Source organism: Streptomyces sp. C10-9-1, from assembly GCF_024497955.1.
Taxonomy (GTDB): Bacteria; Actinomycetota; Actinomycetes; order Streptomycetales; family Streptomycetaceae; genus Streptomyces; species Streptomyces sanyensis.
Genome location: NZ_JANHKP010000003.1, coordinates 338,862 through 365,190 on the forward strand (window position 1 = coordinate 338,862; position 26,329 = coordinate 365,190).

At 71.9% G+C, this 26,329-nt stretch carries 25 protein-coding genes; 6 read left to right on the plus strand and 19 right to left on the minus strand.

All coding sequences use genetic code 11. From position 1 onward, the window contains the following. Positions 1-41 precede the first annotated feature (41 nt). The gene (locus NPS70_RS06065; RefSeq protein ID WP_256522963.1) at positions 42-1,073 is read left to right on the plus strand and encodes an LLM class flavin-dependent oxidoreductase; all 1,032 of its coding nucleotides are present in this window, start codon (positions 42-44) and stop codon (positions 1,071-1,073) included. Positions 1,074-1,229: 156 nt separating this feature from the next. Here the strand turns inward: NPS70_RS06065 and NPS70_RS06070 are convergent, their stop codons facing one another. Next, positions 1,230-1,622 carry an SCO5389 family protein gene (locus NPS70_RS06070; protein ID WP_256522964.1) on the minus strand — a complete coding sequence of 131 codons (393 nt, stop codon included), beginning with the start codon at positions 1,620-1,622 and terminating at the stop codon, positions 1,230-1,232. A gap of 242 nt (positions 1,623-1,864) precedes the next feature. Here NPS70_RS06070 and nucS point away from each other — a divergent pair, with 242 nt between their 5' ends. Beyond that, complete coding sequence (gene nucS / locus NPS70_RS06075; protein WP_256522965.1) at positions 1,865-2,527, plus strand: endonuclease NucS; 663 nt, start codon at positions 1,865-1,867, stop codon at positions 2,525-2,527. 93 nt (positions 2,528-2,620) lie between these two features. Here the strand turns inward: nucS and NPS70_RS06080 are convergent, their stop codons facing one another. From NPS70_RS06080 to NPS70_RS06090, 3 genes are all read right to left on the minus strand, one after another. Then, complete coding sequence (locus NPS70_RS06080) at positions 2,621-5,062, minus strand: ATP-binding protein (RefSeq protein WP_256522966.1); 2,442 nt, start codon at positions 5,060-5,062, stop codon at positions 2,621-2,623. A gap of 362 nt (positions 5,063-5,424) precedes the next feature. Then, positions 5,425-5,748, minus strand: coding sequence for an STAS domain-containing protein (locus tag NPS70_RS06085; RefSeq protein ID WP_256522967.1), 324 nt, complete (start codon positions 5,746-5,748; stop codon positions 5,425-5,427). Between the two features lie 149 nt (positions 5,749-5,897). Continuing rightward, positions 5,898-6,746: a 3-hydroxyacyl-CoA dehydrogenase family protein gene (locus NPS70_RS06090; RefSeq protein ID WP_256522968.1), complete on the minus strand. Its 849-nt coding sequence runs from the start codon at positions 6,744-6,746 to the stop codon at positions 5,898-5,900. A gap of 468 nt (positions 6,747-7,214) precedes the next feature. Here NPS70_RS06090 and NPS70_RS06095 point away from each other — a divergent pair, with 468 nt between their 5' ends. Continuing rightward, a complete protein-coding gene (locus tag NPS70_RS06095) occupies positions 7,215-7,787 on the plus strand; it encodes a cob(I)yrinic acid a,c-diamide adenosyltransferase (RefSeq protein WP_256522969.1) in 573 nt (190 codons plus the stop codon). 40 nt (positions 7,788-7,827) lie between these two features. Here the strand turns inward: NPS70_RS06095 and NPS70_RS06100 are convergent, their stop codons facing one another. Continuing rightward, positions 7,828-8,403, minus strand: coding sequence for a hypothetical protein (locus tag NPS70_RS06100; protein WP_256522970.1), 576 nt, complete (start codon positions 8,401-8,403; stop codon positions 7,828-7,830). A gap of 151 nt (positions 8,404-8,554) precedes the next feature. Here NPS70_RS06100 and NPS70_RS06105 point away from each other — a divergent pair, with 151 nt between their 5' ends. From NPS70_RS06105 to NPS70_RS06115, 3 genes are all read left to right on the plus strand, one after another. After that, positions 8,555-9,781: a histidine kinase gene (locus tag NPS70_RS06105; protein ID WP_256522971.1), complete on the plus strand. Its 1,227-nt coding sequence runs from the start codon at positions 8,555-8,557 to the stop codon at positions 9,779-9,781. Then, on the plus strand, positions 9,778-10,461 hold the full coding sequence (locus NPS70_RS06110) for a response regulator transcription factor (protein WP_256522972.1): 684 nt from the start codon (positions 9,778-9,780) through the stop codon (positions 10,459-10,461). The genes NPS70_RS06105 and NPS70_RS06110 overlap by 4 nt, the downstream gene beginning before the upstream one ends. A 235-nt stretch (positions 10,462-10,696) precedes the next feature. Further along, positions 10,697-12,457 (plus strand): glycoside hydrolase family 18 chitinase, encoded by a 1,761-nt coding sequence (locus NPS70_RS06115; RefSeq protein WP_256523077.1) that lies wholly within the window; start codon positions 10,697-10,699, stop codon positions 12,455-12,457. A 330-nt stretch (positions 12,458-12,787) separates the two neighbouring features. Here NPS70_RS06115 and NPS70_RS06120 read toward each other — a convergent pair whose 3' ends face one another. From NPS70_RS06120 to NPS70_RS06185, 14 genes are all read right to left on the minus strand, one after another. Further along, complete coding sequence (locus NPS70_RS06120) at positions 12,788-13,234, minus strand: DUF2550 domain-containing protein (protein WP_256522973.1); 447 nt, start codon at positions 13,232-13,234, stop codon at positions 12,788-12,790. Positions 13,235-13,384: 150 nt separating this feature from the next. Further along, positions 13,385-13,759: a F0F1 ATP synthase subunit epsilon gene (locus NPS70_RS06125; RefSeq protein ID WP_256522974.1), complete on the minus strand. Its 375-nt coding sequence runs from the start codon at positions 13,757-13,759 to the stop codon at positions 13,385-13,387. Positions 13,760-13,952: 193 nt separating this feature from the next. Continuing rightward, entirely contained in the window at positions 13,953-15,407 is a 1,455-nt protein-coding gene (gene atpD / locus NPS70_RS06130; RefSeq protein WP_256522975.1) for a F0F1 ATP synthase subunit beta, read from the minus strand. Between the two features lies 1 nt (position 15,408). After that, a complete protein-coding gene (locus NPS70_RS06135; RefSeq protein ID WP_256522976.1) occupies positions 15,409-16,326 on the minus strand; it encodes a F0F1 ATP synthase subunit gamma in 918 nt (305 codons plus the stop codon). Between the two features lie 20 nt (positions 16,327-16,346). Then, entirely contained in the window at positions 16,347-17,945 is a 1,599-nt protein-coding gene (gene atpA / locus NPS70_RS06140) for a F0F1 ATP synthase subunit alpha (protein WP_256522977.1), read from the minus strand. A gap of 137 nt (positions 17,946-18,082) precedes the next feature. Then, complete coding sequence (locus tag NPS70_RS06145) at positions 18,083-18,898, minus strand: F0F1 ATP synthase subunit delta (RefSeq protein ID WP_256522978.1); 816 nt, start codon at positions 18,896-18,898, stop codon at positions 18,083-18,085. Further along, positions 18,895-19,431 carry a F0F1 ATP synthase subunit B gene (locus NPS70_RS06150; protein ID WP_256522979.1) on the minus strand — a complete coding sequence of 179 codons (537 nt, stop codon included), beginning with the start codon at positions 19,429-19,431 and terminating at the stop codon, positions 18,895-18,897. Before NPS70_RS06150 ends, NPS70_RS06145 begins: the two co-directional genes overlap by 4 nt. A 41-nt stretch (positions 19,432-19,472) precedes the next feature. Beyond that, positions 19,473-19,697 carry an ATP synthase F0 subunit C gene (gene atpE / locus NPS70_RS06155; protein ID WP_142213658.1) on the minus strand — a complete coding sequence of 75 codons (225 nt, stop codon included), beginning with the start codon at positions 19,695-19,697 and terminating at the stop codon, positions 19,473-19,475. Between the two features lie 71 nt (positions 19,698-19,768). Then, positions 19,769-20,590, minus strand: coding sequence for a F0F1 ATP synthase subunit A (gene atpB / locus NPS70_RS06160; RefSeq protein WP_256522980.1), 822 nt, complete (start codon positions 20,588-20,590; stop codon positions 19,769-19,771). A gap of 225 nt (positions 20,591-20,815) precedes the next feature. Further along, positions 20,816-21,253, minus strand: coding sequence for a TspO/MBR family protein (locus tag NPS70_RS06165; RefSeq protein WP_256522981.1), 438 nt, complete (start codon positions 21,251-21,253; stop codon positions 20,816-20,818). A gap of 847 nt (positions 21,254-22,100) precedes the next feature. Continuing rightward, on the minus strand, positions 22,101-23,429 hold the full coding sequence (locus NPS70_RS06170; protein ID WP_256522982.1) for an MraY family glycosyltransferase: 1,329 nt from the start codon (positions 23,427-23,429) through the stop codon (positions 22,101-22,103). Between the two features lie 102 nt (positions 23,430-23,531). After that, entirely contained in the window at positions 23,532-24,827 is a 1,296-nt protein-coding gene (glyA, locus tag NPS70_RS06175) for a serine hydroxymethyltransferase (RefSeq protein ID WP_256522983.1), read from the minus strand. Between the two features lie 155 nt (positions 24,828-24,982). Beyond that, positions 24,983-25,633 (minus strand): protein-tyrosine-phosphatase, encoded by a 651-nt coding sequence (locus tag NPS70_RS06180; RefSeq protein WP_256522984.1) that lies wholly within the window; start codon positions 25,631-25,633, stop codon positions 24,983-24,985. 28 nt (positions 25,634-25,661) lie between these two features. Beyond that, a complete protein-coding gene (locus tag NPS70_RS06185; protein WP_256522985.1) occupies positions 25,662-26,309 on the minus strand; it encodes an L-threonylcarbamoyladenylate synthase in 648 nt (215 codons plus the stop codon). Between the last annotated feature and the right edge of the window lie 20 nt (positions 26,310-26,329).

Below are 26,329 nucleotides of genomic sequence, written 5' to 3' on the forward strand. Positions count from 1 at the left end.
GTAGGGGGAGAGCCGCGTCGGCCGCAAGGAGGCAGAAGGCGATGCGCGTCGGGATGTTCGTACTGGCAGCCCAGTTCCCGGGACAGGGACAGGGGGAGGCGCTGTACCGCGCGGTGAGGTCGGCCGAGGCCGCGGAGGAGTCCGGGCTGGACTCGGTCTGGCTGGCGGAACACCATTTCGTGCCGTACGGGGTGTGCCCGTCGGCCGTGACCCTGGCGGCACTGCTGCTGGGCAGGACCCGCAGGATCCGGGTGGGCACGGCTGTCAGCGTGCTGCCGAGCACCCACCCGGTGGCGCTCGGCGAGCAGGCCGCGCTGCTCCACCTGACCTCGGGAGGCCGCTTCACCCTGGGCGTCGGCCGGGGCGGGCCCTGGGTCGACCTGGAGGTGTTCGGGGGCGGACTCGCCGCGTACGAGGGGGAGTTCCCGGAGTCCCTGGATCTGCTGCTGCGCTGGCTGCGGGAGCCCCGGGTCGGCGCGGCGGGAGAGCGCTTCGCCTTCCGCGAGGTCGAGGTGGTGCCGCGGGCCGACGAGTTGCTCGGCGGGCCGCCCGGCGGGCCGGAGACCGTGGTGGCCTGCACCTCCCCGAACAGCGTCCGGCTGGCCGCGGAGCGCGGGCTGCCGATGCTGCTCGGCATGCACTGCGGCGACGAGGACAAGGCCGGGATGGTGGCCCTGTGGCGGCGCCACGCCCTGGAGTCCGGGCGCCCGCGGGAGGAGGTGGAGGGGGCGGGCCACGTCTCGGCGGGCGTGGTGCAGCTCGCCGACCGCACGGACGCGGCGCGCGAGACCCTGGTGAAGTCGATGCCCGGCTGGCTGAAGCAGGGTCTCGACGCCCATGTCACCGTCGACGGCCGGCACCGGGTGATGCGCGACCCGGTCGCGTACACCGAACTCCTCTGCGACCTGCACCCGGTGGGCACGCCGGAGCTGGCGGCGGACCGGCTCGCGGCGACGGCGGAACGGACCGGCATCACGCGCTTCGCCCTGCTCGCCGAGGGCTCGGGCGACCTCGCGGCCACCGAGGAGAACGTTCGGCGGCTGGGCACCGACGTGCTGCCGCTGCTGGGCTGACACGCGGGGCCCCGACCGGGCCGGCCGGGTGCGCCCCGACCGGTCCCGTCGTCCCGGCCGGGGTCGTCCGTGCGGCGCCGGGGCGTGCCGCCGCCCCGCGCGCCGGAGGGCGGTACGGGTCTCGCTCGGGACGCGGCGCGGCAGCGGGCGGGCGTCTCAGCAGTCGCGCAGCTCGGGCGACTGGTTGAGCAGCTGGCCCCGGATGGAGGTGAAGCGGGCGAGCCGGTCGTCCACCGACGGGTCCATCGGGAACACCGCGACGCGGTGGCAGTTCTGGAAGGCCAGACGCACACCGAAGTGCCGCTGGAGCGCCCCGCGAATGGCGTCACTCGCGAGGGCGCGCAGCAGCTGACCACGTGCCTGCTCGTCCGGCGGAGGCGTCTGGTTGTCGGCGAAGTCGCCGCCGTCCACCTTCAGCTGTGCCACCAGAGAACTGATCATCTCCCACGCATAGGGCAGGGAGGTCCGGACGCAGTCGACGAAGGCGGCTTCGTCGACCTCGCCTCGCTCGGCCTGTTCCAACAGAGCCGGTGAGACGTCGAGCGACATGGGTTCTCCTCTCGCGGCCCCGTACGGACGGGGCCTTACGGGCAGGGAAGGAGGAACCGGGCGGTGCACCGCCACACCCGCCACAGGGGCAACGCAGCGTGAACGACCGGCAACCTCCTGCTTCCACGGTAAGTGTGGCGCCGTGCCCGCACCAGGAGATTGGGAGCACAACCGGCCAAACAAGAAGGGGGCTTCCGGGGCGAATCGCGCTCGGTGGGGCCCGTCCAGTAGCGTGGCCGACCATGCGTCTCGTCATCGCCCGCTGCTCCGTGGACTACGCGGGCCGGCTCACCGCCCATCTGCCGTCCGCACCCCGATTGATCCTGGTCAAGGCCGACGGCAGTGTGTCCATCCACGCCGACGACAGGGCATACAAACCGTTGAACTGGATGTCGCCGCCCTGCACCGTGAAGGTGGGCGAGGACGACGTGTGGACCGTCGTGAACAAAGCGGGCGAGAAACTGATCATCACGATGGAGGAGGTCCTCCACGACTCCTCGCACGAGCTGGGCGTCGACCCGGGCCTCATCAAGGACGGCGTGGAAGCGCACCTCCAGGAACTGCTCGCCGACCGGATCGAGGCACTCGGCGAGGGATACACCCTGATCCGGCGCGAGTACCCCACCGCCATCGGCCCGGTGGACATCCTGTGCCGGGACGCGGACGGCGCCACCGTGGCGGTGGAGATCAAGCGCCGGGGCGAGATCGACGGCGTGGAGCAGCTGACCCGCTACCTGGAACTGCTCAACCGCGACCCGCACCTGGCGCCGGTCAAGGGCGTCTTCGCGGCACAGGAGATCAAGCCCCAGGCCCGGGTCCTCGCCACCGACCGCGGCATCGGCTGCGTGGTGCTGGACTACGACGCGCTGCGCGGCATCGAGGACGACAAGCTCCGCCTGTTCTGACCCGGGCCGCGGCACCCGACCGCTCCCGCGGCGCCTGCGGCAGGCCGCCGGCGCCTCGTGCCGGCTCCGGGGAACGCCGGGCCGGCCGGGCCCTCAGAGGACGGAGGGGGAGGGGCTGGCCGAGGGGGCGGGGCCCTCGGCGGAGGCGTCGGAGCCACCGTCCCCCCCGCCGTCCGCCGGCTCGGAGGGCGACGCCGAGGTCGACTCGGAGGGCGTCGGCGACGCCGATCCGGGGCTGGAGGAGGTCGAAGGCGGTGGGGAGCTCGGGACCTCGCTGACCGGGGGCTTCGGGCTCGACGGGCTCGACGTCCTCGTCGGGGGGCTGCCGGGGCGGGTACTCGCGGTGGCCGGGTCGGTGGTCACGGGCCGGGGTGCCGTGGGTGCGGAACCGGCGGGAGCCGGTGTCGCGGACGGCGAGGGCGAGGCGGAGGGCGAGGCCTCCTCGTCCTCCGGGGCGTTGGAGGTCTCGGACACCGCGTCCTGCGGGTCCCAGCCGTCGCCGGTGCCGCCCGCGTCCTGGTCGGTGGGCTGCCCGTGCCGGACGCTGTCGGTGGGGACCTCCGTGCCGTCCGAGGCCGCGCCGAGGGTCACCACGGTGCCGAGGACGCCCGCGAGCAGCACGCCCGCACCGGCGGCGACCAGGTTGCGGCGCGCGCCGCCGAGCAGCGCCAGGCGCCCGGTCGGCTTCCGGTCCTCGTCCGGCGGCTCCGGCGCCTGCCGCGGCGCGCCCCCGGATATCGCCGCGGACGGCGCGGCCGGGCTCTTGGGCAGGATCGCCGTGGGCCCGGTGCCCGGCGCCGCCCCCGGCCCCGCGGGCAGCGCCGCGGGGGTACCGCGCGGCGGGGACAGCGGCCCGGCCCGCAGGGCGAGGGGTTCGGTGACCGGGGCCAGGCCGACGGAACGGTCCTCGACGAGGGCCAGGGCGCGGCGCCCGGCCACCGTGCCGCTCTTGTCCGCCAGCGCACCGCGCATGCCGATGGACGCCTCCAACTCCGCCCGGGCCCGCGAGAGGTTGCCGGTGCAGAGTGCGAGAACGCCCAACTCGTGGTGGAAGTAGGCCTCCTCGGCGACCTCCCCGCTGATCCTGGCCGCCTCGGAGCCGATGCGCAGCGTCCGCTCCCAGGCGCTCCAGTGCAGGCCGGCGGCGAAGGCCGGTGCCGCACTGCGGGCGAGCAGCACGGCGGTTCCGGCATGGCCCGGGTCCTGCCCGGGCACCAGCGCGCCCAGTGCCGCGGTGAGGGCGTCCACCTCGGCGACGGCCCGCTCGGAGGTCACGGACGGGTGTCCGGCCCACCAGGAGTAGTGCCGGGCGGCGGTGTGCGCGCAGTCGGCCGCGTCCTCGTCGTAGTCGCGCTCGCGGAGCTGGGCGAGCACGCCCGCGGCCAGCCGGTAGCGCGGTCCGGCCGGGGAGAGCAGCCCGCAGCGCATCAGCTCGCCGAGCGCCGCGTCCGCGTGGGTGTCGCCGACCAGGGCCGGCAGGTGGGCCTGGTGGGGCACCTCTCCTCCCAGCGCGACGGCGAGGCGCAGGGTCTGCCGCGCGGACTCGCTCAGCCGGGAGGCGAGCAGCGGGGCGGGCGCCGCGGCCTCGCCCAGCGACGGCAGGGGCACCTCCCGGCCCTGCGGGGCGTCGAACGCGGCGAACTCCTCCTGCGCCTCGGGGTCTCCGCGCAGTTCGTCGCACTGGCGCAGCAGGGCACCGGCCTGGAGGAAGCGCAGCGGCAGCCCCTCCGACTCGAACCACAGGTCGCCGGCCCAGTTGGCCTCCTCCTCGCTGAGCTCGCGTCCGACGACCTCGCGGAGCAGGTCGAGGGAGGTGGCGCGGTCGAGCCCGGAGAGGGCGACCTCCTCCAGCGGCGCGTCGGCCGTGGGCTCGGGCGTCTGCGGTGTGGCGGCGAGCAGGAAGGCGCACTCGGGCGCGGCGTCGAGCAGTTCGTCCAGCGCGGCGCCGCCGATGTCGAGGTCGTCGAGGAGCACGACGGCCCCGATGTCCCGGACGAACCCGGCGAGGGCGTTGCGGTCGGGCCGCCGGCCCGGCGAGTCGTAGACCGTGGCGTACAGCTCGTGGAGGAGGTCCCCCGCGGTGCGGTGGAGGCCGTTGAGGCGGACGACCCCGTCGGGGGCGAGCGTCCCGCAGCGGGCGGCGACGGCGTCCAGCAGCGCGGTGCGGCCCGAGCCCGGGGCTCCGGTGAGGCGGACGGAGCGTCCCTGGGAGAGCAGGCGGACCAGGCGGTCGCGGGTCTCGTCGCGGTCCAGCAGGGACGGCTGCGGGGCCGCGGGCCCCGGTGGCACCGGCGGCTGCGCGGCCCGCGCGCGCTCCTCACGCCCGGCGGCGGTCCGCCGCGTCGGCCGCGTCGGCTGCGCGCCGGGCGGGCAGGGCTCCACCTCGCTGCCGTCGAGCGGGTTGACGGTGAGCAGCAGGTCGCCCGTGGTCACCGTGGCCGTGCGGACGGGCCCCGGCGAAGACGCGGCGGGCCCCAGGACGTCGCGCGGTGGCCGCTTGGGGCCCTCGGCGTCGCCGAAGCTGTCGTTGTCCATGCTGAAAGCCCCCAGATGCGGTTGCCTGGCCTCGCTCCGCCAGGATCGCCGTCCTGGGGCCGGAGCCGCGTGCGGTGTGCCCTCCCGGCCTCTCTGCACGCCCGCCGTCGCTTCGGTCCGGTGCCCGCCTGAAGGGTGTTCGCAAGGGCGGGCGTTCGAACCCTAGACGTTCGGCGGGACATGCGGAACCGTCGGGTCCCCGCACGGTGCGGGACGTCACCTTCTCGGAAGGTTTGCGGCTCTCGTACCCTTCGCACCGGCCGGCACACCTCGCACCGCTCCCTTCCCGCGCGGCGCCGCCGGGGAGACGGAGCGGGGCGGGGCGGGCCCGTTCGGGCCCGCCCCGCCCCGCGGTCGGGTCCTCAGACCCGGGGAAGCGATTCGGCGGCCAGGCCGCCCTCGATGGCGAGGATGCGGTGCAGCCGGGTCGCGACGAGGAGCCGCTGCATCTGCGGCGGGACTCCGCGCAGCACCAGGCGGCGGCCGCACCGGCCGGCCCGCCGGTGGGCGCCCATGATGACCCCGAGCCCGGTGGCGTCCCAGGAGTCGAGCTGCGTCAGGTCGAGCACCAGGTCGCCGACTCCGTCGTCGACGGCCGAGTGCAGGACCGTACGGGCGTCCGCCGCGCTGCGGACGTCGAGGCGGCCCCCGACGACCAGCTCGGCGTGGTCGCCCCTGATGTGCATATGCGCTCCCCGAGAACTCGTGAATGCCCCGTGTCCGTCACTTCTCCGTCTTGCAACAACTGACTGCCGTCCATGCGGCGGGGTTGCTGCTTGTAAGCGAACCGATACCGAATTCACCCGCGGGAGGGATGCCGCATCGGTCGGTACGGTCAGTGCTTGTAGAAGCCCTGCCCGCTCTTGCGGCCGATGTCACCGGCGTCCACCATCCGGCGCATCAGCTCCGGCGGCGCGAACTTCTCGTCCTGCGACTCGGTGTAGATGTTGCCCGTGGCGTGCAGCAGGATGTCGACGCCCGTCAGGTCGGCCGTGGCCAGCGGGCCCATCGCGTGGCCGAAGCCCAGCTTGCAGGCGATGTCGATGTCCTCGGCCGTCGCGACGCCCGATTCGTACAGCTTCGCGGCCTCCACGACCAGTGCCGAGATCAGGCGGGTGGTGACGAACCCGGCCACGTCGCGGTTGACGACGATGCAGGTCTTGCCGACGGACTCGGCGAACTCCCGTGCGGTGGCGAGGGTTTCGTCGCTGGTCTTGTAACCGCGGACCAGTTCGCAGAGCTGCATCATCGGCACGGGCGAGAAGAAGTGGGTGCCGACCACGCGCTCCGGGCGCTCGGTCACTGCGGCGATCTTGGTGATCGGGATGGCGGAGGTGTTGGAGGCCAGGACCGCGTCCGGGCGCACGACCTTGTCCAGGCTGCGGAAGATCTCGTGCTTGACCTCCAGCTTCTCGAACACGGCCTCCACCACGATGTCGGCGTCGGCGACCGCGTCGAGGTCGGTGGTGGTCGTGATGCGCGCCAACGCGGCCTCGGCGTCGGCGGCTTCGAGCTTGCCCTTGGCGACGAACCGGTCGTAGGAGGACCGGATGCCGTCACGACCGCGGGCCAGAGCCTCGTCGGTGACATCGCGCAGCACCACGTCCCAGCCGGCCTGGGCCGAGACCTGTGCGATTCCGGACCCCATGAGTCCGGCCCCGATGACGGCGAGCTTCCTGGCCACTGCGGCACCCCTTAACAGCTGTTTACATGTGGACTCTCTGCCGGAGGTTAGCGTCCGTGAGGGCCGCTGTGACCACCAAGAGACGCGCGTCACGTCCCACATGGCGGACATCACACCCACGGCCGGACGGCGGTGGCCGACAAGGGCCCCGGCGGCCCCGTCCGGCCCCCGGGGACGGGCTCCGCGACCGGCGGCGCGCGGGCAGGCCCGCGCGCCGCCGGGTCCCGTGCCGCCGTGCTCCGCCGGGCGGGGGTCCGCCCCGCCCGGAGCCGGAGCACGGGGTGCTCTGGAGGGATCACCGTCCTCTCGGAGGACGGGTTCCCGGCCTCCGGTGGGGTCCCCCCGCCGGGAGGCCGGGACGGCCCTCGAACCGGGCGGGCCCGAGGGGAGGGCCGGCGGCACGGTGAGGTGCCGCGGCCTCCGTCCCACGCCCGCCGGGGCCTGCGCGGCAGCCCTTAGGCTGGCCGCATGGTCAATCTGACGCGCATCTACACCCGCACCGGCGACCAGGGCACCACCGCCCTCGGCGACATGAGCCGCACCGCGAAGACCGATCCGCGGATCGCCGCCTACGCGGACGCCAACGAGGCCAACGCGGCCATCGGCACCGCCATCGCGCTGGGGCAGCTGGACGAGGAGGTCGTCAAGGTCCTGGTCCGGGTGCAGAACGACCTCTTCGACGTGGGCGCCGACCTGTGCACCCCGGTGGTCCCGGACCCCGAGTACCCGCCGCTGCGGGTCGAGCAGGCGTACGTCGACAAGTTGGAGGCGGACTGCGACCGGTTCCTGGAGGGCCTGGAGAAGCTGCGCAGCTTCATCCTGCCCGGCGGCGCACCGGGCGCAGCCCTGCTGCACCAGGCGTGCACGGTGGTCCGGCGGGCGGAGCGCTCGACCTGGGCGGCACTGGAGGGGCACGGGGAGACGATGAACCCGCTGACGGCCACCTATCTGAACCGGCTGTCCGACCTTCTGTTCATCCTGGCCAGGACCGCGAACAAGGAGGTCGGCGACGTGCTGTGGGTCCCCGGCGGGGAGCGCTGACCCCGGAGCGGCGGCGCCCGCGGCCGGACCGCCGCGGGCCTCAGCGCCGCTCCGCGCCCACCGGTTCCTCGCGCTCGGCCGCCGCGGGTGCCCTGCGTGGGAAGACCGCGTAGGACAGGGCGATCACCCCGTGGATGCCGGCCACCTTCCAGGCCGTCTGCATCCAGCCCAGCAGCGGCCCGGTCCGGGAGGGGTCGTCCACGTACCGGACGGCGGCCAGCAGCAGGACGCTGGCCACGGCGGCACCCAGCGCGGTACCGAGCCAGACGCGCGCCTCGTGCCGGGCGCGGGCCATCCCGTGGCGGGGCGGCGGCTCGGGCGGCGGGGCCCCGCCGAAGCGGTGCGCGGCATGCCCGTCGAGCCACTTCACCGTGCGGTGGCCGTGGCCCACGGTGTAGCCGATGTAGAGAGCGGCCAGCCCGTGCTCCCAGCCCGGCTCCGCACCCCCCTTGAGGTCGACGGCGGTGGCCACGAGCAGGACGACCTCCAGCAGGGGCTCGCACAGCAGCAGTGCGGCTCCGGTGCGCGGCATCCGGAGTAAGTAGCGGGCGGCGAGCCCCGCCGCCAGCAGCACCCAGAAGCCGACCTCGCAGGCGACGATCAACGTGACGATCACGACGGCGCTCCTTTCCGTGCCCCAGCCTCACACGCGGAGGCCGCCCGCGTCCTCGTCGGAAGGGACGAGACGGCCCTGCATCCTTCGACGCACTCCGGGCTCCCCCCGCACGCGGACGCGGACACGGTGCGGCGCCGTGTTGGATGGGACCGTGAGTCTCCCCCGCCCCCACCGCGACGACGTGACGATCGCGGCCGTCTGGCTGTTCGTGGGCCTGGTGCTGTGGTCCCTCGGCCTGCACGCACGGCCCGCCGGCCCCTCGCTCCTCGGGCCCGTCTACATGCTGGTCCCCCTGGTGGTGACGGCCGGCCTGGAACTGGTGCGCCGGGCGCTGCCGCACACCGCACTGCTGGCCGGGACGATCGCCCTCGCGGCCGACCAGTTGACCCCGGGCAGCATCGCCACCGTGGTGATGTTCGCCGACCTCGTGTACGCGGCCGTCGTCTACGGCACACCCGCCGCCGCCCGCCGGATCCCGGTGATCTCGGGAATGATCACGATCGGTGCGTTCGTGGGCTTCCTGGCGTGGCTGCGGGAGCCCGCCGCACTGCTCCTGGGCATGGTCACGGCGCTGGTGGTGTTCGCGCCCGCCACCAGCGGCGCGGTGGTGCGCAACCACCGCGAGGCGGCCGACGCGGCCCGGCTGCGGGCCGAGCAGACGGCGCTGCTCGCCGAGATGGACCGGGTGCAGGCGGTCACCGCGGAGCGGGCCCGGATGGCCCGTGAGCTGCACGACGTGGTGGCCAACCACCTGTCCGCCATCGCGATCCACTCAACGGCGGCGCTCTCCCTCGACGACGGCGCGACCACCCGCAGGGCCCTCGGCGTCATCCGGGAGAACAGCGTCGAGGGGCTGGCGGAGATGCGGCGGCTGATCGGGCTCCTCCGCGACAGCGGGGCCGGCGGGGCCGAGCCCGCGGCGACCCCGACGCTCGCGGGGCTCCGCTCCCTGGTGGCGCAGGCCCGTGTGAACGGGACGCCGAACGGCCTGTCCTTCGAGCTCCGGCAGGCCGACGACGCGGGGCGCAGGCTGCCCGCGCCGGTGGAACTGGCGGCCTACCGCATCGTGCAGGAGTCCCTGACCAACGCCCTCAAGCATGCGGCACCCGGACCGGTCCGGGTCTCGGTCGCGGACGGGGAGCGGGCCCTGACGGTGACGGTGACCAGCTCCTTCCGCCCCCGCCCCGAGCCCCGGGCCCCGGGCTCGCGCGCGGGACTGGTGGGGATGCGGGAGAGGGTGGCGCTGCTCGACGGGGACTTCCGGGCGGGGCCGGAGGAGGCACCCGGGACGGGCGCGGACGGCGGACCGGGGAGAATCTGGCGGGTGCGGGCGGTCCTGCCCGTGCGCGGCGACGACAGGGAGCCCTCGGCGGCATGACGGATTCGGCAGGGACGGGCGGGGCGCCCGGGCGGCGCGTGCGGGTGCTGGTCGCCGAGGACCAGAGCGCGGTGCGGGCCGGGCTGGTGCTCATCCTCGGCAGCGCGGCCGATCTGGAGGTCGTCGGGGAGGCCGCGGACGGCGAGGAGGCGGTGCGCCTCGCACGGGAGTTGCGGCCGGACGTGGTGCTCATGGACGTGCAGATGCCCCGGCTGGACGGGGTGTCGGCGACGCGGGAGGTCGTGGCGGAGGGGCTGTCCGACGTGCTGGTGCTGACCACCTTCGATCTGGACGCCTATGTGTTCGGCGCGCTGCGCGCGGGAGCCGCCGGGTTCCTGCTGAAGAACGCCGAGGCGCACGAACTCCTCGAGGCGGTGCGGACGGTGGCGCGCGGGGAGGGTCTGATCGCCCCCGCGGTGACCCGGCGGCTGATCGCGGAGTTCGCCGCGCCCCGCACCCCGGCGCCCGGCTCCCCGGGCCCCGGGGTCCTCGACGCCCTGACGCCCCGGGAGCGCGAGGTGCTGTCCTGGCTCGGCCGGGGGCTGTCCAACGCGGAGATCGCCGGACGGCTGTCGCTGGCCGAGGGGACGGTGAAGACCCACGTCAGCCGGGTACTGGCGAAGCTGGAGCTGCGCAGTCGCGTCCAAGCGGCAGTTTTGGCACAGGAGTTGGGCGTCTGACGGAGGGCGGCGACTTTGGTCTGGACCTATTGACGATTGGTCCAGACCACCCTACTCTCGCCGAGCACGCTGCGGTGAGCCACGCAGCGGTGTGCACGGACCAACCCCGATCTGTCCGCACACGACTCGAGGAGATTCCTTGAGCACTCAGGCGACTCAAGCCCCCCTCAGGAAAAGACGATTCACCTCCCGGGCCACCGCCGCAGTCAGCGCACTGGCCCTTCCCCTGGCCGCCATGATCGGCCTGGCCTCCCCCGCGGAGGCGGCCACCTCGGCCACCGCCACGTACACCAAGACCTCCGACTGGGGCTCCGGCTTCGGCGGCAGCTGGACGGTGAAGAACACCGGCACCACGACCATCAGCACGTGGACCGTCGAGTGGGACTTCCCCTCCGGCACCAAGGTCACCTCGGCATGGGACGCCACCGTCACCAACTCCGGCAACCACTGGACGGCCAAGAACGTCGGCTGGAACGGCACGCTCGCCCCCGGGGCATCCGTCTCCTTCGGCTTCAACGGCAGCGGCAGCGGCGACCCCGCCAACTGCAAGCTCAACGGCGCCTCCTGCGACGGCGGCTCCGTCCCGGGTGACAACCCGCCCTCCGCTCCGGGCACCCCCACCGCCTCGGACGTCACCGACACCTCGGTGAAGCTCAGCTGGAGCGCGGCCACGGACGACAACGGCGTCAAGAACTACGACGTCCTGCGCGACGGCGCCAAGGTCGCCACGGTCACCGGCACCAGCTACACCAACACCGGGCTGACCGCCGGCACCGACTACTCCTACGCCGTCCAGGCCCGCGACACCGCGGACCAGACCGGACCGGCCAGCGGCTCGGTCGCCGTGCGCACCACCGGCGGGGGCGGCGAGCCGCCCGTCGGCGACAAGATCAAGCTCGGCTACTTCACCAACTGGGGCGTCTACGGGCGCAACTACCACGTGAAGAACCTGGTCACCTCCGGCTCCGCCCAGAAGATCACGCACATCAACTACGCCTTCGGCAACGTCCAGGGCGGCAAGTGCACGATCGGCGACGCCTACGCCGACTACGACAAGGCCTACACGGCCGCCCAGTCGGTCGACGGCGTGGCGGACACCTGGGACCAGCCCCTGCGCGGCAACTTCAACCAGCTGCGCAAGCTGAAGGCCCAGTACCCGCACATCAAGGTGCTGTGGTCGTTCGGCGGCTGGACCTGGTCCGGCGGCTTCGGCCAGGCCGTGCAGAACCCGGCCGCCTTCGCGCAGTCCTGCTACGACCTGGTGGAGGACCCGCGCTGGGCCGACGTCTTCGACGGCATCGACCTGGACTGGGAGTACCCGAACGCCTGCGGTCTGTCCTGCGACACCAGCGGCCCGGCCGCCTTCACCACCATGATGCAGGCCATGCGCGCCAAGTTCGGCCCGAACAACCTGGTCACGGCCGCCGTCACGGCGGACGCCTCCTCCGGCGGCAAGATCGACGCCGCGGACTACGGCCCGGCCGCCCAGTACATCGACTGGTACAACGTCATGACGTACGACTTCTTCGGCGCCTGGGCGAAGAACGGCCCGACGGCCCCGCACTCGCCGCTGACCTCGTACGCGGGCATCCCGCAGTCCGGCTTCAACTCGGCCGAGGCGATCGCCAAGTTCAAGGCGAAGGGCGTCCCGGCGAAGAAGCTGCTGCTCGGCATCGGCTTCTACGGCCGCGGCTGGACCGGCGTGACCCAGGCCGCCCCGGGCGGCACCGCGACCGGGCCCGCCACGGGCACCTACGAGCAGGGCATCGAGGACTACAAGGTCCTCAAGAACAGCTGCCCGGCCACCGGCACCATCGCCGGCACCGCCTACGCCCACTGCGGCACCAACTGGTGGAGCTACGACACCCCGGCCACCGTCACCTCCAAGATGGGCTGGGCGAACAACCAGGGGCTCGGTGGAGCCTTCTTCTGGGAGTTCAGCGGCGACACCTCCAACGGTGAGCTGGTGAGCGCCATCAACAGCGGGCTCGGATAACCGGTCCGTACACACACGCGGGGCCCGGGAGAGTGGGTGACTCTCCCGGGCCCCGCCCCGTGCCGGGGGCCGAGGACGGGGGGCCGGACGGTCAGCCTCCCGAGCGGGCACGCGACCCGGTCGGCGCGGTCGGGGCGGCGGCGTACCGGCCGCCCCCACTCCCCCGCCGCGGAGCCGGCCGCCCCTCCGCTGCCCGCCCGGGAGCCCGGCGGGCACCGCCGCCCGTCACGCCCCGGGCGGACCGGCGGGCCCGCCTGACGGGACCCGGCACCGACGGCGAGGGGCCCCTTCCCGGTGCGGTACCGGGAAGGGGCCCCTCGGGGAAACCCGTCAGGCGACGTTCACCCGCTGACCGGGCGGCGCCGCCTCCAGCCAGGCGAGGAAGCCGGTCAGGGCGTCCTCGCTCATCGCCAGCTCCAGGCGCGTCCCGCGATGCAGGCAGACCAGGACCACCGCGTCGGAGAGCAGCGCCAGCTCCTCCTCGCTGTCCGGCACCCGGCGCGCCAGGACCTCGATCGCCGCACGCTCCAGCATCCGCCGGGGGCGGGGGGCGTAGGAGAAGACGCGGAACCACTCCACCCGGTCGCCGTTGTAGCGGGCCACACCGTAGACCCAGCCCTTGCTGCTGCCGTCGCCGTCGTCGGGGACGTTCCAGCGCAGGCTGCAGTCGAAGGTCCCGCCGGAGCGCTGGATCACCCGACGGCGCAGACCGAAGACCAACAGCGCGACCACCACCAGCAGGACGACCAGGCCGCTCACAAGAAGAGCGAGGAACATCTCCACCGACCTCCTCGCCTCGTCCCGTTCACGAATACCTGCACCTGCATCGCCTCAGCCGCGACACGCTCCGGAGTGACTCCGGACCGGGCCGCGGCTGAGGGAAAAACTGATCGGCGGTGTCCGCCAGTCGCCTCCTTGCGAAGGGACCTAGCCGACCGCCACCGCACGAAGCCGGACGTCGGCGCGACGCTCGGCGGACGCGTCCGCCGCGGACTTCGCCCGCTCCAGCGCGCGCTCGGCGCGCTGGACGTCGATCTCGTCCGCCAGCTCGGCGATCTCCGCCAGCAGCGACAGCTTGTCGTCGGCGAAGGAGATGAAACCGCCGTGCACGGCCGCGACCACGGTCTGGCCCTCACTCGTACGGATGGTCACCGGGCCCGACTCCAGCACACCCAGCAGCGGCTGGTGACCGGGCATGACGCCGATGTCGCCGGAGGTGGTGCGCGCGACCACCAGCGTGGCCTCTCCGGACCAGACACTGCGGTCCGCGGCGACCAGCTCGACGTGCAGCTCAGCAGCCAAGGTTGGCTCCTCGGGTCACCACCCGGCGGTAGTGCCGGGTGTTGGGTCATAAGTCTAGTAGGGCGCAAGGCGCCGAAGCGCCCCGGCCCGCCCCGGCCCAGGGCCGGGATGTCGGAGGTCGCCCTCCGATGCCGCCGGATGACGGCGTGGGGAAGGGAGCGGGACGGGTCCCGCCCCCTTCCCGGGCCACGACTCAGGAGACGCCGAGTTCCTTGGCGTTCTTCTTGAGGTCCTCGAGGCCACCGCACATGAAGAAGGCCTGCTCGGGGAAGTGGTCGTACTCACCGTCGCAGATCGCGTTGAACGCGGCGATCGACTCGTCGAGCGGCACGTCCGAACCGTCCACACCGGTGAACTGCTTGGCGGCGTGGGTGTTCTGCGACAGGAAGCGCTCGACACGACGGGCACGGTGGACGACCAGCTTGTCCTCCTCGCCCAGCTCGTCGATACCGAGGATCGCGATGATGTCCTGGAGGTCCTTGTACTTCTGCAGGATCCCCTTGACGCGCATCGCGGCCTCGTAGTGGTCCTGCACGATGTAGCGCGGGTCCAGGATGCGGGACGTCGAGTCCAGCGGGTCCACCGCCGGGTAGATGCCCTTCTCGGAGATCGGACGGGAGAGCACCGTCGTCGCGTCGAGGTGGGCGAAGGTGGTGGCCGGCGCCGGGTCGGTCAGGTCGTCCGCGGGGACGTAGATCGCCTGCATCGAGGTGATCGAGTGACCGCGGGTCGAGGTGATGCGCTCCTGCAGCAGACCCATCTCGTCCGCCAGGTTCGGCTGGTAGCCCACCGCGGACGGCATGCGGCCGAGCAGGGTGGACACCTCGGAACCGGCCTGGGTGAACCGGAAGATGTTGTCGATGAAGAAGAGCACGTCCTGCTTCTGCACATCGCGGAAGTACTCCGCCATGGTCAGACCGGCCAGGGCGACGCGCAGACGGGTGCCCGGGGGCTCGTCCATCTGGCCGAAGACCAGCGCCGTCTTGTCGAGGACGCCGGACTCCTCCATCTCCGCGATGAGGTCGTTGCCCTCACGGGTGCGCTCACCGACGCCCGCGAAGACGGAGACGCCCTCGTGGAGGTTGGCGACACGCATGATCATTTCCTGGATCAGCACGGTCTTGCCGACACCGGCACCACCGAACAGACCGATCTTTCCACCCTTGACGTACGGGGTGAGGAGGTCGACGACCTTCAGGCCGGTCTCGAACATCTCGGTCTTGGACTCGAGCTGGTCGAAGGCCGGGGCCTGGCGGTGGATCGCCCAGCGCTCGCCGACGTTGGCGTTCTCCTCGGGGTGGTTCAGCACCTCACCGAGGGTGTTGAACACCTTGCCCTTGGTGAAGTCGCCGACCGGGACGGTGATGCCCGCACCCGTGTCGGTCACCGGGGCCTGGCGGACCAGGCCGTCGGTGGGCTGCATCGAGATGGTGCGGACGATGCCGTCACCGAGGTGCTGCGCGACCTCCAGGGTCAGCGTCTTCCGGGCGCCGTCCTCGGCGGGGTCGGCGACCTCGACGTGAAGGGCGTTGTAGATGTCGGGCATCGCGTCGACGGGGAACTCCACGTCGACGACCGGGCCGATGACCCGGGCGACACGGCCCGTGGCCGTGCTGCCCGGGGTGGCCGTCTCAACAGAGGCAGTCATGTTACTTGTCACTCCCCGCGGTCGCGTCGGCCAGGGCTGCGGAGCCACCGACGATCTCGCTGATTTCCTGGGTGATGTCGGCCTGGCGGGCCGCGTTGGCAAGTCGGGTGAGGTTGGTGATCAGGTCACCCGCGTTGTCGGTGGCCGACTTCATCGCCCGACGGCGGGCCGCGTGCTCGGAGGCTGCGGCCTGCAGGAGGGCGTTGTAGATACGGCTCTCGACGTAGCGCGGCAGGAGGGCGTCCAGGACGTCCTCCGCCGACGGCTCGAAGTCGAACAGCGGAAGGATCTCGCTCTTCCCGCCGGTCTCCTCCTTCGCCTTCTCGAGGCTGAGCGGCAGCATCCGGTTGTCGACGGGCGTCTGCGTCATCATCGACACGAATTCCGTGAAGACGATGTGCAGCTCGTCGACGCCACCCTCGGCCGTGTCCTTGCGGACGGCCTCGATGAGGGGGGCGGCCACCTTCTTGGCGTCCGCGTACTCGGGGCTGTCGGTGAAGCCGGTCCACGAGTCCGCGACCTTGCGCTCGCGGAAGCCGAAGTAGGCCACACCCTTGCGGCCGACGATGAAGGTGTCGACCTCCTTGCCCTCGCCGCGCAGCCGCGCGGTGAGCCGCTCCGCGGCCTTGATGGCGTTGGCGGAGTAGCCGCCGGCCAGACCGCGGTCGCTCGTGACGAGCAGGACCGCGGCACGGGCCGGGGCCTCGACCTCGGTCGTCAGCGGGTGCTTGGTGTTCGACCCGGTCGCCACCGCCGTGACCGCGCGGGTGAGCTCGGCCGCGTACGGCGCGGAGGCCGCCACCTTGCGCTGCGCCTTGACGATGCGCGAGGCGGCGATCATCTCCATCGCCTTGGTGATCTTCTTCGTCGCGGTGACGGACCGGATGCGACGCTTGTAGACCCGGAGCTGCGCTCCCATGAGTCAGGTCCCTTCCGTCGTCACTTGGAGACGTCGACGGCCGCCGGGGCGTCCTCGCCGAGCAGCTTGCCGTCCGCGGTCTCGAACTGCTTCTTGAAGTCGGCGATCGAGTCCGCGACCTTCGTCAGCGTGTCGTCCGACATCTTGCCGCCCTCGCGGATGGAGGACAGCAGACCGCTCTCCTCGCGCCGCAGGTACTCCAGCAGCTCCTTCTCGAAGCGGCGGATGTCCTGGACGGGGACGTCGTCCATCTTGCCGGTGGTGCCGGCCCAGACGGAGACGACCTGCTCCTCGGTCGGCATCGGCTGGTACTGCGCCTGCTTCAGCAGCTCGACCATGCGCTTGCCGCGCTCCAGCGAGGCCTTGGAGGCCGCGTCCAGGTCGGAACCGAAGGCGGCGAAGGCCTCCAGCTCGCGGTACTGGGCGAGGTCCACGCGCAGACGGCCGGAGACCTGGCGGATGGCCTTGTGCTGGGCCGAGCCACCGACGCGGGAGACCGAGATACCGACGTTCAGGGCCGGGCGCTGACCGGCGTTGAACAGGTCGGACTCCAGGAAGCACTGGCCGTCGGTGATGGAGATGACGTTGGTCGGGATGAACGCCGACACGTCGTTCGCCTTGGTCTCGACGATGGGCAGACCCGTCATCGAGCCGGCGCCCATGTCGTCGGAGAGCTTGGCGCAGCGCTCCAGCAGACGCGAGTGCAGGTAGAAGACGTCACCCGGGTAGGCCTCACGACCCGGCGGGCGGCGCAGCAGCAGGGACACGGCGCGGTAGGCGTCGGCCTGCTTCGACAGGTCGTCGAAGATGATCAGGACGTGCTTGCCCTCGTACATCCACTGCTGGCCGATGGCCGAGCCGGTGTAGGGGGCGAGGTACTTGAAGCCGGCCGGGTCGGACGCCGGGGCGGCGACGATGGTCGTGTACTCCAGCGCACCGGCCTCCTCCAGCGCGCCGCGCACGGACGCGATGGTGGAGCCCTTCTGGCCGACGGCGACGTAGATGCAGCGGACCTGCTTCGACGGGTCGCCGGTACGCCAGTTGTCGCGCTGGTTGATGATCGTGTCGACGGCCAGGGCGGTCTTGCCCGTCTGGCGGTCGCCGATGATCAGCTGGCGCTGGCCGCGGCCGATCGGGGTCATCGCGTCGACGGCCTTGTAGCCCGTCTCCATGGGCTCGTGCACCGACTTGCGCTGCATGACCGTGGGGGCCTGCAGCTCGAGGGCGCGGCGGCCCGAGGTCTCGATCTCGCCGAGGCCGTCGATCGCGTTGCCGAGCGGGTCGACGACGCGGCCGAGGTAGCCCTCGCCGACGGCCACGGACAGGACCTCGCCGGTGCGGGTGACCGACTGGCCCTCCTCGATGCCGCTGAACTCACCGAGGACGATGGCACCGATCTCGCGCTCCTCGAGGTTGAGGGCGAGGCCGAGGGTGCCGTCCTCGAACTTCAGCAGCTCGTTCGCCATGGCGGAGGGAAGACCCTCCACCTTCGCGATACCGTCACCGGCCAGGCTGACCGTGCCGACCTCCTCGCGCGAGGCCGCGTCCGGCTGGTACGACTGGACAAAGTTCTCCAGCGCGTCCCGGATCTCCTCCGGCCGGATCGTGAGCTCCGCCATCTGGGTTCCCTGCTCTCCTTGTTGGGCCCGAAGTTTCTTTGGGGGTCTGGGGGCGACCCCCAGGAATCTTCTGCAAATCTCTGCACGACCCAACCGGGCCGCTGGTGATGCTTGTGCTGTTGTGCTGCCGACCGGGGTCAGCCGGCGATGCGGCGCTTGGCCTCGTCGATCCGGTCCGCGACCGTGCCGTTGATGACCTCGTCGCCGACCCGCACCGAGATACCGCCGAGGACCTCGGGGTCCACCTCGAGGTTGAGGTGCATCTCCCGGCCGTAGAGCCGGGCGAGGCCCGCGCCGAGGCGCTGCTTCTGCGCTTCGGTCAGCGGCACCGCGGAGGTGACGACGGCGACCATGCGGTCCCGGCGCTCCGCGGCCAGCTTGGACAGCGAGTCGAGTCCCGCCTCCAGGCTACGTCCCCGCGGGTGCGTGACGAGACGGACGATCAGCCGCTCGGTGACCTTCTCCACCTTGCTGCCGAGCAGCTCGCCGACCAGGTCGCCCTTGGCGGCGGCCGTGGCGGCGCGGTCGGTCAGCGCCGAGCGCAGCTCGGTGCTGGTGGAGAGGATGCGCCCGAAGCGGAAGAGCTCGTCCTCCACGTTGTCGAGACGCCCGGTCTTCTGCGCTGCGGTGAGCTCGGCGGTGGCCGCCAGCTCCTCCAGCGCGTCGACCAGGTCGCGCGACTGCGACCAGCGAGCGCGGACCATGCCCTTGATCAGGTCGACGGTCTGACCGCCGACCTGCCCGTCGAGCACGCGTCCGGCCAGCTCGGCCTTGGCCTCGCCGGCCTGCGCCGGGTCGGTGAGGACCCGACGCAGCGACACCTCACGGTCGAGCAGCGCGGTGACGGCTGCCAGCTCGCCGGCGAGCTTCGCCGCGTCGGCCGACGTGGAGTCGGTCAGCGCGTCGAGGGACTCGTGCGCGGCGGCCAGCGCCTCGCGGCTGGCTCCGTTCATCGTGCGGCCTCGGCCTTCGCGTCGAGCTCGTCGAGGAACCGGTCGATGGTGCGGCTCTGGCGGGCGTGGTCCTCCAGGGACTCACCCACCAGCTTGCCGGCCAGGTCGGTGGCGAGCTTGCCCACGTCCTGGCGCAGCGCCGAGGCCGCGGCCTTGCGGTCGGCCTCGATCTGGGCGTGGCCGGCCGCGATGATCTCCTCACGCTGCCGCTGGCCTTCCGCCTTCATCTCGGCGATGATCGCGGTGCCCTGCTCGGTCGCCTCCTGGCGCAGCCGGGCGGCCTCGTGCCGGGCCTCGGCGAGCTGGGCCTTGTACTGCTCCAGGACGCTTTCGGCTTCGGTCTTGGCCGCGTCGGCCTTCTCGATACCGCCCTCGATGGCCTCGCGGCGCTCGTCCAGAACCTTGTTGATGTTCGGGAGGAGCTTCTTGGCCAGGAAACCGAAGACGATGAGGAAGGCGATCAGGCCGATGACGAGCTCGGGAATCGGCGGAATCAGCGGATTCTCGGCCGCGAGCTGAACCAGGGGGTCCACATCAGTGCCTTTCGTCGGTTAGGGCTGGTCGTTCGTCGTCTTTAGTAGACGAACGGCATGACCAGACCGATGAGGGCGAGCGCCTCACAGAAGGCGAAGCCGAGGATCTGGTTGGCGCGGATCAGACCGGCAGCCTCGGGCTGACGGGCCAGGGCCTGGGTGCCGTTACCGAAGATGATGCCGATGCCGACGCCGGGACCGATGGCCGCGAGGCCGTAACCGACGGAGCCGAGGTCACCGGTGACAGCAGCAAGGGTCTGGGACATGCCAGTTCTTCCTTCTCTTTACGGACCGGTGGGGGTTGGCCACCGGACGACTGGGGGGTTCAGGGAGGGGCTCAGTGGTGCTCGGCGAGCGCGCCCTGGATGTAGGTGCAAGCCAGGAGGACAAAGACGTACGCCTGGACCGCCTGGATGAAGAGCTCGAAGAGGGTCATGACGATGACCATCACGAAGGAGACGCCCGCGTAAGCGATACCGATGCCGTTCAGCAGGTACCAGCTGGCGATGGTGAAGAGCAGCAGCAGCGTGTGGCCCGCGAACATGTTCGCGAAGAGTCGCACGGCGTGCGTGAACGGGCGGACCAGCAGGTTCGAGAAGAGTTCGATGAACGCCGCCAGGTAGGCGACCGCACCGAGCGACTTGTCGAAGCCGGTGATGTTCTTGAACGCGCCGCCGACCCCGTGCCGCTTGAACGTCAGGGTGACCCAGGTGATGTAGACGAGCAGCGCCAGAACGGCCGGATACGAGATGATCGACGTGACCGGGAACTGCGCGACCGGGATGATCGACCACAGGTTCATCATCCAGACGAAGAAGAACAGCGCCACGATGAAGGGCACGTACTTCTCACCGTCGCGCTTGCCGATCGTCTCGTAGACCACGCCGCGGCGGATGAAGTCGTAGCCGGACTCGGCGACCATCTGCAGCTTCCCCGGCACGACCTTCGGGTTGCGGAACGCCGCCCAGAAGAAGCCGACGATGATGACCGACCCGAGCAGGGCCAGCAGCATCGTCTTGTTGAAGTACAGATTGCTGTCCCCGTCGCCCCAGAGCGGCTCGAACAGGAACGAGTGCAGGCCCGGAGCCGGAAAGCCACAACCGTCGAAGATGTGGCAGTCGGTCTCGAAGGCGAGCACCTGCGTCGGGTCAGCACTCACCGCGGGCTCCTTCAGCGTGGCGCATAGGTACGGCAACCTCGTTGTGTCGGCGCGGCGCGGAGCCGCGGGTCGGCACTGGACTGGTACTACGAATGGTGGGGCGGCAGTAGGGCATCAAGCCTCGCGAATAGGCAGGCGTCAGCTCAGATGCCCGCGCCCGCGATGCCGCAGTTGGCACCGGACGATAGCAGGATCCCGAACGGGCACTTATACCGGCCCTACCCCTCACGACGAATGCCCCTTGTCTCCGGGCTTGTCACCGGCGGAGGACTCGGGTTCGACGTAGAGGATCTTGGCCTTCATGTGTGCTCGGGTCTGGGCGGCGATCCACACGAGCGTGAGCACGACCAACGTGATCGCGAACGCCCGGGGGTTGAACAGCGTGGTGTTCTTGAACACCGCGACGAAGATGAAGAGCAGCAGCAGCTGGGCCGCGTAGAGCATCAGCCCCATGGCCTGGAAGATCTGCGGCAGCGACTTGGCCACCCGCTGGAGCACGTACAGGCCGATCCCCATGAAGACGATCACCACACCCGTGGCGACCAAGGCGCCTACCGCCCCCTTGCCGCCCGCGACCACCGCACTCACGACGGCGGCAACGGCGCCGGCGGCAGCGGTCGGCACGGCGGCGTGCAGGAGATTGCGTGCGTCATTGGACGGCATGGCGGTGGCTCCGCTTTGCTGGGGGGCAGTGAATCGGGGTCGTCGAGGACGAGCCTAAACCGGTTCCGAAATGGGTCTCGGCGGCCAACGGACTGTCGCACTACGGTCCTTCGGCGCTGTCTCCGGGTCTCGTGAACGGTATCACAAACTATTTGATGAGGTCTTTACCCGTACGTGTGCCAACTCTCACACATGAGAGTGACACTGCGCGTGTGTGCGCGCCGGGAAGGGTTTTTGTCTGGTAATGAGGCGATGCCTCCTCCCGCACGAAGCACACCCACACCGCTGACGTCACCTGGTGTACGGCTCCTGCACCTTCAACGTCCATGCAGTGCCCCCCGTCACGCGCCCCCGTGGCGGCCTCCCGATCCTTCTTCCGCAGCGTGCCGCCGTAGCGGAACGACTCCTTCTTCGTCGCGCGGCTGGCGGACAGCGGGTCCTTGCGGGCCGCGACCGTCACCGTGAAGCACGCCCTGCGTGCGCAGGCGCTCTCCACGCCGACCACCCTGTTGAAGCGCCTGCCGTACCGACGCTCCACCTTCACGCGGTCCGCCTGAGCGGCCACCGGGGTCTCCCGGGACGCGTCATCCGCCATGGCGGCCGGCTGGTACGTCCCGGCTAACGCCGTTGCCACTGGTCGGGCCCACTCCGGACACCGAGCGATCTGGACCACCCTTGTCGTGACGCTCAGTGACCACGGCAGGGAGTGGAGAAGAACGGCTGAAGATCATCCAGGAACGTCACCGTCCGGTGCCCGCGCCCTGCGAAGCTCCCGGCGCGCGGCCGACGCGCCGGGCGGAATCGGCCGAACGACGAAAAGAGTGAGACCGGTTACGCCGGTTTCCGGTCAGCCGCCGGTTCCCGCCCGGTCCCCTTCGTACAGCCGCCGCGCCCCCACCGCCGTCGCCCCGTTCATGCCGCTGACGCCCACACCGACCGGCACGGGCTCCTCGGCCGGAGCGGGGGCGCCGTCCGCCGGGAGTGGCGGCGCGGGGTGCCGACCGCGCACGCGGCGCCGGTAGCGGGGCGGGACGAAGGACTCCGCCCAGCGCGGGGCCCTCGGACGGAACCGGGGCAGCAGCAGGAGCACCAGGCCCACCGCGCTCAGGACCACGATCACCGGGACGATCCACATCGAGTCGGCGTGCACCGAGTAGAGCACCGCGCCGAAGGCGATCAGGCCGGACCAGAAGTACATGATCAGCACGGCCCGGCTGTGCGAGTGGCCGATCTGGAGCAGGCGGTGGTGCAGGTGCCCCCGGTCCGCCGCGAACGGCGACTGGCCCTTCCAGGTGCGCCGGACGATCGCCAGCACCAGGTCGGCGATCGGGATCGCGATGATGGTCAGCGGGAAGATGATCGGCATGTAGACCGGCACCATGGCGTGCACCGCGTCCCGCTCCGAGCCCACGCTGTAGGCGATCCGGTCGGGGTCCACGCGCCCGGTGATGGAGATGGCCCCGGCGGCCAGCACCAGGCCGATCAGCATCGACCCGGAGTCCCCCATGAAGATCCTGGCCGGGTGCATGTTGTGCGGCAGGAAGCCCAGGCACATGCCGACCAGCACGGCCGCGAAGAGGGAGGCCGGAGCGGCGGCCTCGATCCCGTACCCGACCCACATGCGGTAGGCGTAGAGGAAGAACGCCGCCGAGGTGATGCAGACCATGCCCGCGGCGAGCCCGTCCAGGCCGTCCACGAAGTTGACCGCGTTGATGGTGATGACGACCAGGGCGACGGTCAGCAGGTTCCCCTGCCAGGCGGTGAGGGAGACCGTGCCCACACCGGGCACCGGAATCCACAGGATCGTCAGCCCCTGCGCGACCATCACGCCCGCGGCGATCATCTGCCCGCCGAGCTTGATCAGGGCGTCGATCTCGAACTTGTCGTCCAGCACGCCGATCAGCCAGATCAGGGCCGCACCGGAGAGCAGCGCCCGGGGCTCGCTCGACAACGCGAAGATGTCGTCCATGTTGAGCAGGTGGTCCGCCACGAGCAGACCCGCGCACAGGCCGCCGAACATGGCGATGCCGCCGAGTCGCGGTGTCGGTTCCCGGTGCACGTCCCGCGCCCGGATCGCCGGCATCGCGCCGGCTGCGATGGCGAACTTCCGCACCGGTCCGGTCAGCAGGTAAGTCACCGCTACCGTGACACAGAGCGTCAGCAGGTACTCGCGCACTGAATCCCCATGTGTTGGACGACGCGCCGATCCACACCTTAGGACATACGACGGGCCACGACGGCCGACGGTTGCACGGCCGTCCCGCGCGCGCCCGTACCGTCACTCCCCGTGACGCTCGACGACCGCCGGCGGGTAGGGCGGGAAGGCCGCCGCCATCTCCGCCACCTGTTCGCGCACACGGTCCTCCTCGCGGAGCGCCGCCGCGAAGAGGGAGGCGATCCGGGCCATCTCCGGGCGGCCCATGCCCTGGGTGGTGACCGCCGCGGTGCCGAGCCGGATGCCGCGGCCGTCCCCGTAGGGCAGCGCGCAGGTGTCGAGCACGATGCCCGCGGCGGCCAGGCGGCTGCGGGCCGTCCGGCCGTCGACGCCCAGGGCCGCCGGGTCGGCGCCGACGATGTGGGTGTCGGTGCCGCCCGTGAGCACGGCCAGCCCCTCCGCCTCCAGTCCCTCCGCCAGCTCCCGGGCGTTGGCGACGACCTGGTGCGCGTAGGCGGTGAACGCGGGCGTGGCCGCCTCGCCGAAGGCCACGGCCTTGGCGGCGATGGTGTGCATCTGCGCACCGCCCTGGGTGAAGGGGAACACCGCACGGTCGATCCGGTCGGCCAGCTCCGCCCCGCACAGCAGCATCCCGCCGCGCGGCCCGCGCAGCACCTTGTGGGTGGTCGCGCAGACCACGTCGGCGTACGGCACCGGGTTCGGTGCGGCACCGCCCGCGACCAGCCCGATGGGGTGCGCGGCGTCCGCGATCAGATACGCGCCCACCTCGTCGGCGACCTCCCGGAAAGCCGCGTAGTCCGGGTGGCGCGGATAGGAGATCGAGCCGCAGACGATCGCCTTCGGTCGGTGCTGCCGCGCCAGCCTGCGCAGCTGCCCGTAGTCGATGAGGCCCGTCTCCGGGTCGATCCCGTAGCCGACGAAGTCGAACCAGCGCCCGGAGAAGTTGGCGGGCGAGCCGTGGGTCAGATGGCCCCCGAAGTGCAGGCCCAGCGCCAGTACGGTGTCGCCGGGCCGCAGCAGCGCCGCGTAGGCCGCGAGGACCGCCGAGGATCCCGAGTGGGGCTGGACGTTCGCGTGCTCGCAGCCGAAGAGGGCGGTGGCGCGCTCGGTCGCGAGGCGCTCGGCGGCGTCGACCAGCTCGCAGCCGCCGTGGTGGCGGGCGCCCGGATAGCCCTCGGCGTACTTGTTGGCGAGCGGGGAGCCGAGTGCGGCGAGCACCGCGGGCGAGGTGAAGTTCTCGGCGGCGATGAGCTGGAGCCCGCCGGCCTGCCGCTGGGACTCCGCGAGGAGGATGTCGGCGGCCTGCGGGTCCTGGCGGCGCAGCGCCGCGAAGGCCGGGTCGTCGTGGAGGACGGCGGGTGCGAGGGGGGCGGGACGCACTTCGGAGGATGCGGACATGACGGCTCCGTGCCTCGGAGGGGAGCGGCGGCACCTCCAATGTAGGACCGTGCCCCGCCGCGTGCGCGCCCTGTACCGCCGCATCCCGCCCCCGCTGCCCCCGTCCGCCCCCGTGGCGTGCGTACGGCCCCGGCCCCGTGGGGCGGCTGGGCCGGTCAGCGCCGGGTGGGGACCCCGGTGAGCGCCGTGACCACCGGGTCGAGCGCCTGGTGGATCTCCTCCCCGATCGAGCGGAAGAAGGTGATCGGCGCCCCGTACGGGTCGAAGACCTCGTCCGCGTCGGGGCTCGGGGCGAGCAGCCAGCCGCGCAGGGCGGCCGCGGCGTGCACCAGGGCCCGGGCCCGCTCCACGACGCCCTCCTGCCGCGGGTCCGGGAGGGTGGCCGGGTCTATGGCCCGGACCAGGCGGGTGAACTCCTTGAGCGTGAAGGTCCTCAGCCCGGCCGAGTGGCCCATGGAGATGACCTGGGCGCGGTGGTCACGGGTCGCGGTGAGCACCAGGTCGGCGCGGATGACGTGCTCGTCGAGCAGTTCCCGGCCGACGAAGCCGCTCGCGTCCGCACCGAAGTCCGCGAGGACGGTCTCCGCGTTCGCCTCCATGGGCGCGCCCTCGTGGCCCCAGGTACCGGCGCTCTCCACGACCAGGCCGCCGGAGAGCGGGTCGCCCAGCCGGTCGCAGAGGGCATGCCGGGTCAGCCGCTCGGTGATGGGCGAGCGGCAGACGTTGCCGGTGCTGACGTGGAGGATGCGGAAGGCCGGTACGGGGCCCGCGGGGTCCGCTATGCCACGCCCCTCGGCGGCGGTCACCGCGGCCGCCCCCGGTCGTTCTCCTGCGTCACGGGGCCACCTCGAGGTCGGGTACGACCTTGCGGAGCTCCTCGGCGGAGAGTGCGCCCTCGCGCAGCAGGACGGGCACGGGGCTCGTGACGTCGACGATGGAGGACGGGACGATGCCCGGGGTGGGGCCGCCGTCCAGGTACACGGAGACGGCGTCGCCGAGCATCCCCTGCGCGGAGTCGCAGTCCTCGGGGGCGGGGTGTCCCGTGAGGTTGGCGCTGGAGACGGCCATCGGGCCGACCTCGGTGAGCAGTTCGATGGCCACCGGGTGCAGGGGCATCCGGATCGCGACCGTCCCGCGGGTGTCGCCCAGGTCCCACTGGAGGGACGGCTGGTGCCGGGTGACCAGGGTCAGGGCGCCGGGCCAGAAGGCGTCGACGAGTTCCCAGGCCGCCTCGGAGAAGTCCGTGACGAGGCCGTGCAGCGTGTTCGGCGAGCCGATGAGCACCGGGGTGGGCATGTTGCGGCCGCGCCCCTTCGCCGCCAGCAGGTCGGCGACGGCCTCGGAGGTGAAGGCGTCCGCGCCGATGCCGTAGACGGTGTCGGTGGGCAGCACGACGAGTTCGCCGCGGCGGACGGCCGAGGCGGCCTCCCTCAGGCCGTTGGCGCGGTCCGTCAGGTCGTTGCAGTCGTATCGCCGAGCCATCTAACGAGCCTCCTCGTACG